Here is a 6,869-nt window from a genome sequence, read left to right on the forward strand (position 1 = left end):
GAGGCGACGCCCGAGGGCGCCGCCTTGGGAGTTACGCGGATACGCTGGCTACCAGGACTTGGTGATCGCCACGCCGTACAGGCGCGGTTCGGCGGTGATCACGTTGGTGAACAGGCCCGAGGTGTCGTCGGTGGTGTAGGCGTCGACGATCGGGATCTTGTTGCCGATGTTCTTTACATAGGCGTCGAACGACAGGCCCCATTCGGGCTTCTCGATCTTCAGGGTCAGGTTGCCATTGTCCCAGGCCTTCAGCCGGTCGTACTCGGTGTTGTAGACCCGGGCGAACTGCTTGCTCTGGCGGTAGTAGTCGCCGCGGATCGTCGCCGACCAGCCGTCCGACAGCTCGAAAGTGTACTGGGCCCCGATCGAGGTGGTCCAGTGCGGCGAGTTGGGCAGCTCGTTGCCCGAGATGTTCGCCGCCGTCCCTTCGATCGAATAACCCGCGCCATAGGTGTAGAGGCCGGTGGCGTTGGCCAGGAAGGCCGCGCTGGCGGCCGGCAGGCCCGCGCCGCCGGCCGCGGCCGGAGCCGACAGGAACGCCTGGTAGGCGGCCGCGCCCGAGCAGGCCCAGGGCAAGGTGGCGCCCGCCCCGGCTCCGATGATCGTGGCGACGCCAGCGGTCGCCAGCACGCAGTTGCCGCCCACGGCCGACGAGTTGGGCCCGATCTTGACCAGGGTGTAGGCCGGGTTCGACTGGGTCCGGTTCATGGTGTCGATCGAGCTGACGCCGTTGCCGATCTTGGTGTGCAGGTAGCCGATGTTGGCGTTGAGCTTCAGGTTGCGGACGGGCGACCAGATCGACTCCAGCTCCAGACCGTAGACCTTGGCGTCGACGTTCTCATTGACCGAGGTCCGGTTGACGATCTTCGAGATCTGGTAGCCCTTGTAATCGTAGGAGAAACCGGTCGCGTTGAAGAGCAGGCTGCCGCCCAGCAGGGTGTTCTTGGTGCCGATCTCGAAGGCGTTGACGAACTCGGGATCGAAGGTCTGGCGGATGCCGACCGAATTGGCCGGAACGCCCGGATTGATGCCGCCGCCCTTATAGCCCTTGGAGTAGAAGGCGTAGATCAGGGTGTCGTCGGTGAAGCCGAGGTGCGCCTTGTAGTCGAAGCCGAACCGGCCGGTCGTCTCGCTGAAGCGGGCCCGCTGGTCGGGGTTGGACGGGTTCAGCGTCAAGCCGTAGCCCGGCGCCAGCAGCACGGTCGAGTAGTTCTTGACCGCCTTCTTGTCGCGCGTCTGGCGCAGGCCCAGGGTGAACTTCAGGTCCTCGTTGACCTGGTAATAGACCTCGCCGAACAGGGCGTCAGACACCAGCGTGTAGGGCGTACGGTTCAGATAGTAGTTGTGGCCGTCGCCGGTCGGGTCGGCGGCCGTGTCGATGCCGATGCAGCGGGCGGTGGTCGCCGGATTGCAGTTCGGATTGCCGGTGTTGGAGTAGTTCAGCGCCAGCGACGAGAGGGTCAGCGAGTTGCCGATCACGTAGTAGTCGGTCAGCGTCCGATAGGTGAAGTGGATGCCGCCGAAGTTGAAGTTGACAGGCCCGTCGAACGCCGACTGCAGGCGCAGTTCCTGGCTGAACTGCTCGGAGCGGCCCGACGACACGTCGATGGTGGTGAACTTGTTGGTGGCGCCCACCTGGGGATCAGTAAAGAAGCCGCCCGGCGTGAACGGGGTGCTGTTGAACGGCACCGGCGAGACGTTCCGGTTGTAGTCCTGCTTCGTATAGATGCTGCCCTTGCTGTAGGCGGTCATCGAGGTGAAGGTCAGGGTGTCGGAGAGGTCATAGTTCAGGGTGAACTGGTAGACGTTCGAGCCCGAGCGGTAGATCGGATCCAGCGCCGTCTCGATCTCGCGAAGGTTGGTCGAGGTGGTGTCGCCCGCGTTGACGTCGCCCGACGTGAAGCCAAAGATGTTGCCCAGCAGGCCCGTCAGGGTGCCGGCGGTGTTGACCGTGCCGTAGGCGCCGGCCGTGTAGAGCGACGCCGGCAGACAGCCCTGGTTCAGGTAGCCGCGCGCCGCGCCCGTCGGTACGCCGCCGATCGTGGCCGGACCGTTGTCCTTGGTGCAGAGCTGCTTGCCGGTGCGGGCGCGGCTGTCGTTCTCGTGGAACCGCTCCCACAGGAAGTTGGTGCGCAGCTTCTCGGTCGGATTGAACATCACCTGGACGCGGGTCGAATACAGGTCCCGATCGTCGACGACGTGCTTGTTGAAGGTGTTGGTGACGAAGCCGTCGCGTTTCAGCGAGGCGCCGGACAGGCGGACCGCCAGCTTGTCCTCGAAGATCGGCACATTGACCATGCCGCGCAGGCGGATGGCGTTGTAGTTGCCGTATTCGGCGCGGGCGTTGGCCTCGAAATGGTCGGTGGGCTTGGCGGTGATCACATTGACCACGCCGCCAGTGGCGTTACGGCCGTAGAGCGTGCCCTGCGGCCCCCGCAGCACTTCCACCCGCTCGACGTCGTAGAACTCGGCCTCGAACAGGTTGCCCGACTGCATGGGCGCATTGTTCATGTGGACGCCGACGCCCTGGTCGGCCGAGGCGCCGACGGCCTTGGCCCCGATGCCGCGGATCTGGAAGTTGAAGCTGTTGGTGAAGTTGCTGCGCGCGAAGCTGACGTTAGGGATCGCCTGCTGCAGGTTGGGACCGCCGTCGATCTTCTGCGCTTCCAGCGAGTCCTGGCTGAAGGCCGACACCGCGATCGGCACGTCCTGCAGCGCCTCTTCCTTCTTCTGGGCCGTGACGACCAGCTCTTCGATGACGGTGTTGTTCTGCTGGGCGGGCGGCTTGGCCTGCTGAGCGAAAGCGGGGACGGCGAGAGCCGAGATCACGGCCGCCGAAGCGCCCATGGTCAGCAGGCTCCGCATACGCAGAGTTTGCGACATTGAATTCCCTCCCTGACGCAAGCGGCGCCTTATGGGTGGGCCTGGGTGCGTCGATGTTTCCTCGCGCCATACTGTTTTTCACCACGCGGGCGTACGGCGATCCCATCGCGGCATTGGAAGATTGCATACTTGCGTTCTCTGACTGTCAACTGCCCCCAGACTAAGTGATCAGCGATAGGTTACGCCTTTTCACTTGAAATGGGCGTCGAACGCCAGGGTCCATGCAAGTCATGGATGAATTAGAAGAACGAGTTTGCCGCTTACCTTGCGGAAGCTTCCCGGACGTAAGCCATTATGAATCCCGCAGCACGGGAAATATCCATGAAAACGGGGCGCAAGAATTCGACTCACTTCCTGAAAGGGGTATTGCCCTTATAGCACTCGGCGCGCCGCGGATGGGCGGTCGGTAGGTTCCGGCGGCGGCGCGGCTCGTGTACAGGGAGGCCCATGTTCCCCTTCCCGAAAAGCGAGCGCCGCGCATGAGCCCGCAAGAGCGCCCCGTCGCCGATCAAGCCGCCCTCGTCCTGTTCTCCGGCGGCCAGGACAGCAGCGTCTGCCTGGCCTGGGCCCTGGAGCGCTACGGTCGCGTCGAGACGGTCGGCTTCGACTATGGCCAGCGTCACGCCGTCGAGATGGAAGCGCGCCAGGCCGTGCGCCGCGAGATCGCCGCGCGCTTCCCCCAGTGGGCCGATCGCCTGGGCGAGGACCATGTCCTCGACATCAAGAGCTTCGGCGCCGTCGCCCAGTCGGCCCTGACCGCCGACCGCGCGATCGAGATGACCGAGCGCGGCCTGCCCTCGACCTTCGTGCCGGGGCGGAACCTCGTGTTCCTGATCTACGCCGCGGCCCTGGCTGATCGACGCGGCATCGACGCCCTGGTCGGCGGCATGTGCGAGACCGACTTCTCGGGCTATCCCGACTGTCGGCGCGACACCCTGGACGCCATGCAGAGCGCCCTGAACCTGGGCATGGACCGGAACTTCCGCGTCGAGACCCCGCTGATGTGGCTGACCAAGGCCCAGACCTGGGCGCTCTCGAAGTCCCTGGGCGGCGAGGACCTCGTTCGGCTGATCGTCGAGGAAAGCCACACCTGCTACCAGGGCGAACGCGGCGTGCTGCACGCCTGGGGCCATGGCTGCGGCGCCTGTCCGGCCTGCGAGCTGCGCGAAAAGGGCTACGCCGAGTGGGACGCTGACGGCCGCGAGGCGCTGCCGGCGTGACCTACTCCGTCAAAGAGATCTTCCTGACCCTACAGGGCGAGGGCGGCCAGGCGGGCAAGGCGGCGGTGTTCTGCCGCTTTTCCGGCTGCAACCTGTGGAGCGGCCGCGAGCAGGACCGCGCCAAGGCCGTCTGCACCTTCTGCGACACCGACTTCGTCGGGACCGACGGCGAGAACGGCGGCAAGTTCTCCACGGCCGAGGACCTGGCGGCGGCGGTCGAAGCCCAGTGGACGGGCGGGCCAGACGATCGCCTAGTGGTCTGCACGGGCGGCGAGCCCTTCCTGCAACTGGATGACGCCGCGATCAAAGCCCTGCACGCCCGTGGCTTCCAGATCGCGGTCGAGAGCAACGGCACGCTTCCGGCTCCGGCCGGGATCGACTGGATCTGCATCAGCCCCAAGGCCGACGCCCCCGTGGTGCAGACCTCGGGGCAGGAGCTGAAGCTGGTCTTCCCGCAAGAGAAGGCCATGCCCGAGCGCTTCGCGGACCTGGATTTCGAGCGGTTCTACCTGCAGCCGATGGACGGGCCGGAGCGCGACCGAAACACGCAATTGGCCGTCGCCTATTGCCTTTCGCACCCACAATGGCGTTTAAGCGTCCAAACGCACAAATATCTCGGCCTGCCCTGACGGATAAGGCGCTCGACTTGGTGACAGGGTCGACGCGCTAGAGCCTCCCAGGCCTGTCAAAAGAAGTACACGATGAAGCCCGTCTTCGAGATCACGAAGGCCGCGTATTTCGACGCGGCCCATTACATCGAGCAAGGTCCGCAAGACCATCGCTATCGCAAGCTGCACGGCCACTCGTTCAAGGTGGAAGCCAGCGTGAAGGGCGAGATGGCCCCGGCCGGCTGGGTCGCCGACCTCGACACCCTGGACGCCGCCCTGAAGGCGGTCGCCGGCGAGCTGGACCACGGCCTGCTGAACGACAAGCCCGGCCTGGAGACGCCGACGCTCGAGCGCCTGTGCCTCTATTTCGCCGAGCGCCTGAAGGTCCAGTTCCCGGGCCTGTCGCGCGTGGAGCTGTCGCGCCCGACCATCGGCGAGCGCTGCGTCCTGGCGCTCTGACGCCCGGCTTCGGGCCCGTCGATCCAAGTCGCGGCGCATCGGCAGATAAAGCCCGCGCCCACCTGGGGGACGGTCGCCGCGGCGGCGTCACATCCCTGAGCCCGAACCGCCGCACGCCTGTCGCGTGACTCGGTCAGGGTGGAAAGGCTGGGGGGCCTTGAGCGTGCGACGACTGACTTTCCCGATCGCCCTGGCGCTGAGCGTCGCGGCCTGGCCGGTTTTCGCCGCCGGACCGCTGGAGCGCCTCTACGATCCGCGCGACGGCGTGCTGGTCGTGGCGCACCGCGCCTGCCACCGCGCGGCGCCCGCTCACGGCTTCGAGCGGCCGGTCGCCGAGAACTCCCTGGCCGCCCTCGAACGCTGCGTCGCCCTGGGCGTCGACCTTGTCGAGATCGACGTGCGCCGCACCCGCGACGGCGCGCTCGTCATCATGCACGACGCCAAGGTCGACCGCACCACCCTGGGCAAGGGCCGCGTCGCCGACCTGACCCTGGCGCAAGTCCAGGCGCTCAAGCTCAAGGACGACCCGGACTCGGCGCCGCCGACGCTGGAGGCCTTCCTGGCGGCGGCGCGCGGCCGCGTGCTGGTCAACCTCGACCTCAAGGGCCCCTACGCCGCCGAGGCCGCCGCGGTCGCCCGCCGCGTCGAGGCGACCGACTGGGTGCTGTTCAAGGCGAAGGCCGCCGCCGGCGCGCCGCCGCTGGCCGACCTGTCGCCGTATCAGGATCTCGCCTTCATGCCGATGATCGCCGCCAAGTCGGCGACGACGCCGAGCGGGCTGGCCAGGATCACCCTTCGCCAGGCCTCGGGGACCCGCCAGATCCCCGCCGTGGAAACGGTCGCCCTGCGGGGGCGAGGCTTCACCGCCGTGCGCGACGCCGCCCGCGCCGCCCGCATCCGCGTCTGGACCAACACCCTGGCCGCCAAGGGTTGGCGGGGGATGCTCGACCAGTCTGACGACCGCAAGGCCTTGCGCCATCCCGACCGCGTCTGGGGCCGGCTGATCGGCGAAGGGGCCAGCATCGTCCAGACCGATCACCCGGCCGCCCTGCTCGACTACCTGGAACGACGCGGCCTTCGCGGCCAGCCGCCGGCCTCTATCGCGACCGCAGGCCTTCCACCGTCTTCGTGAGCTTGGCGCGGCGGGCGGCCCATGACCGCTCCAGCGCCGCGGCCTCGGCTTCCAGCGCACGGCGACGCTGCTCCAGGTCGGCCTCGGCGTCGCGCTGCTCGGTCTCGGCCGCTTCGAGCGCGGCTTCCGCCTCGGCCAACGCCTGCTTGCGCCTGGCCTCGGCGGCGCCGTCGACCTTCTTCGGCTTGGGCGTCGGCAGCTTGTCGACGGCGGCCTTCAGCCCGCCCTCGGCCCGGCGGATCACCGCCCCTGGCGCGGCCAGAGCCGCCCTGGCGTCAGGCGCGTCAGGCGCTTCGGCCGCCACGCCTTCCTTGAAGAGATCGCGATCGGTCTCCCAGGCCGCCAGCGCCTTGGCGCGCGAGGTCGCGGCCACCGTGTAGCGGTGGAAGCCGTCCGACCATGTGAAGACCTTGGGTGCGCGTGCCATTGGGCGACAACGAGCGCGGCGTCGCCTCGTTCCAAGCCTCTGAATTTCGGAGGAAATCAGTCCGTCCTGGTGGCGGGGGGCGGGATCGAACCGCCGACCTGTGGGTTATGAATCCACCGCTCTAACCATCTGAGCTACCC

General features: G+C 67.3%; 6 protein-coding genes. 4 read left to right on the plus strand and 2 right to left on the minus strand.

All coding sequences use genetic code 11. The features are described from left to right. Nucleotides 1-48 precede the first annotated feature (48 nt). Entirely contained in the window at nucleotides 49-2,883 is a 2,835-nt protein-coding gene (locus DI526_RS00870) for a TonB-dependent receptor (protein WP_304272893.1), read from the minus strand. A gap of 479 nt (nucleotides 2,884-3,362) precedes the next feature. On the opposite strand from DI526_RS00870, the gene queC reads away from it, so the two are divergent. The 4 genes from queC (at nucleotide 3,363) to DI526_RS00890 (ending at nucleotide 6,302) form a co-directional block, all read left to right on the plus strand. Next, nucleotides 3,363-4,103, plus strand: coding sequence for a 7-cyano-7-deazaguanine synthase QueC (gene queC, locus DI526_RS00875; protein WP_304272896.1), 741 nt, complete (start codon nucleotides 3,363-3,365; stop codon nucleotides 4,101-4,103). Further along, nucleotides 4,100-4,732 (plus strand): 7-carboxy-7-deazaguanine synthase, encoded by a 633-nt coding sequence (gene queE / locus DI526_RS00880; RefSeq protein ID WP_304272899.1) that lies wholly within the window; start codon nucleotides 4,100-4,102, stop codon nucleotides 4,730-4,732. Before queC ends, queE begins: the two co-directional genes overlap by 4 nt. 72 nt (nucleotides 4,733-4,804) lie before the next feature. After that, complete coding sequence (locus tag DI526_RS00885) at nucleotides 4,805-5,170, plus strand: 6-carboxytetrahydropterin synthase (RefSeq protein ID WP_304272902.1); 366 nt, start codon at nucleotides 4,805-4,807, stop codon at nucleotides 5,168-5,170. Nucleotides 5,171-5,333: 163 nt separating this feature from the next. Beyond that, nucleotides 5,334-6,302, plus strand: a complete 969-nt coding sequence (locus DI526_RS00890) for a glycerophosphodiester phosphodiesterase family protein (protein WP_304272905.1) — start codon at nucleotides 5,334-5,336, stop codon at nucleotides 6,300-6,302. On the opposite strand, the gene DI526_RS00895 is transcribed toward DI526_RS00890, so the two are convergent. After that, a complete protein-coding gene (locus DI526_RS00895) occupies nucleotides 6,268-6,729 on the minus strand; it encodes a hypothetical protein (RefSeq protein ID WP_304272908.1) in 462 nt (153 codons plus the stop codon). The genes DI526_RS00890 and DI526_RS00895 overlap by 35 nt on opposite strands. Between the last annotated feature and the right edge of the window lie 140 nt (nucleotides 6,730-6,869).

This window comes from Caulobacter segnis (assembly GCF_003243465.1).
Lineage (GTDB): Bacteria > Pseudomonadota > Alphaproteobacteria > Caulobacterales > Caulobacteraceae > Caulobacter > Caulobacter segnis_A.

Coding starts and splice junctions, on each gene's coding strand:
- DI526_RS00870 (WP_304272893.1), bottom strand. CDS start 2,883: ATGTCGCAAACTCTGCGTATGCGGAGCCTGCTGACCATGGGCGCTTCG.
- DI526_RS00885 (WP_304272902.1), top strand. CDS start 4,805: ATGAAGCCCGTCTTCGAGATCACGAAGGCCGCGTATTTCGACGCGGCC.
- DI526_RS00895 (WP_304272908.1), bottom strand. CDS start 6,729: ATGGCACGCGCACCCAAGGTCTTCACATGGTCGGACGGCTTCCACCGC.
- queC (WP_304272896.1), top strand. CDS start 3,363: ATGAGCCCGCAAGAGCGCCCCGTCGCCGATCAAGCCGCCCTCGTCCTG.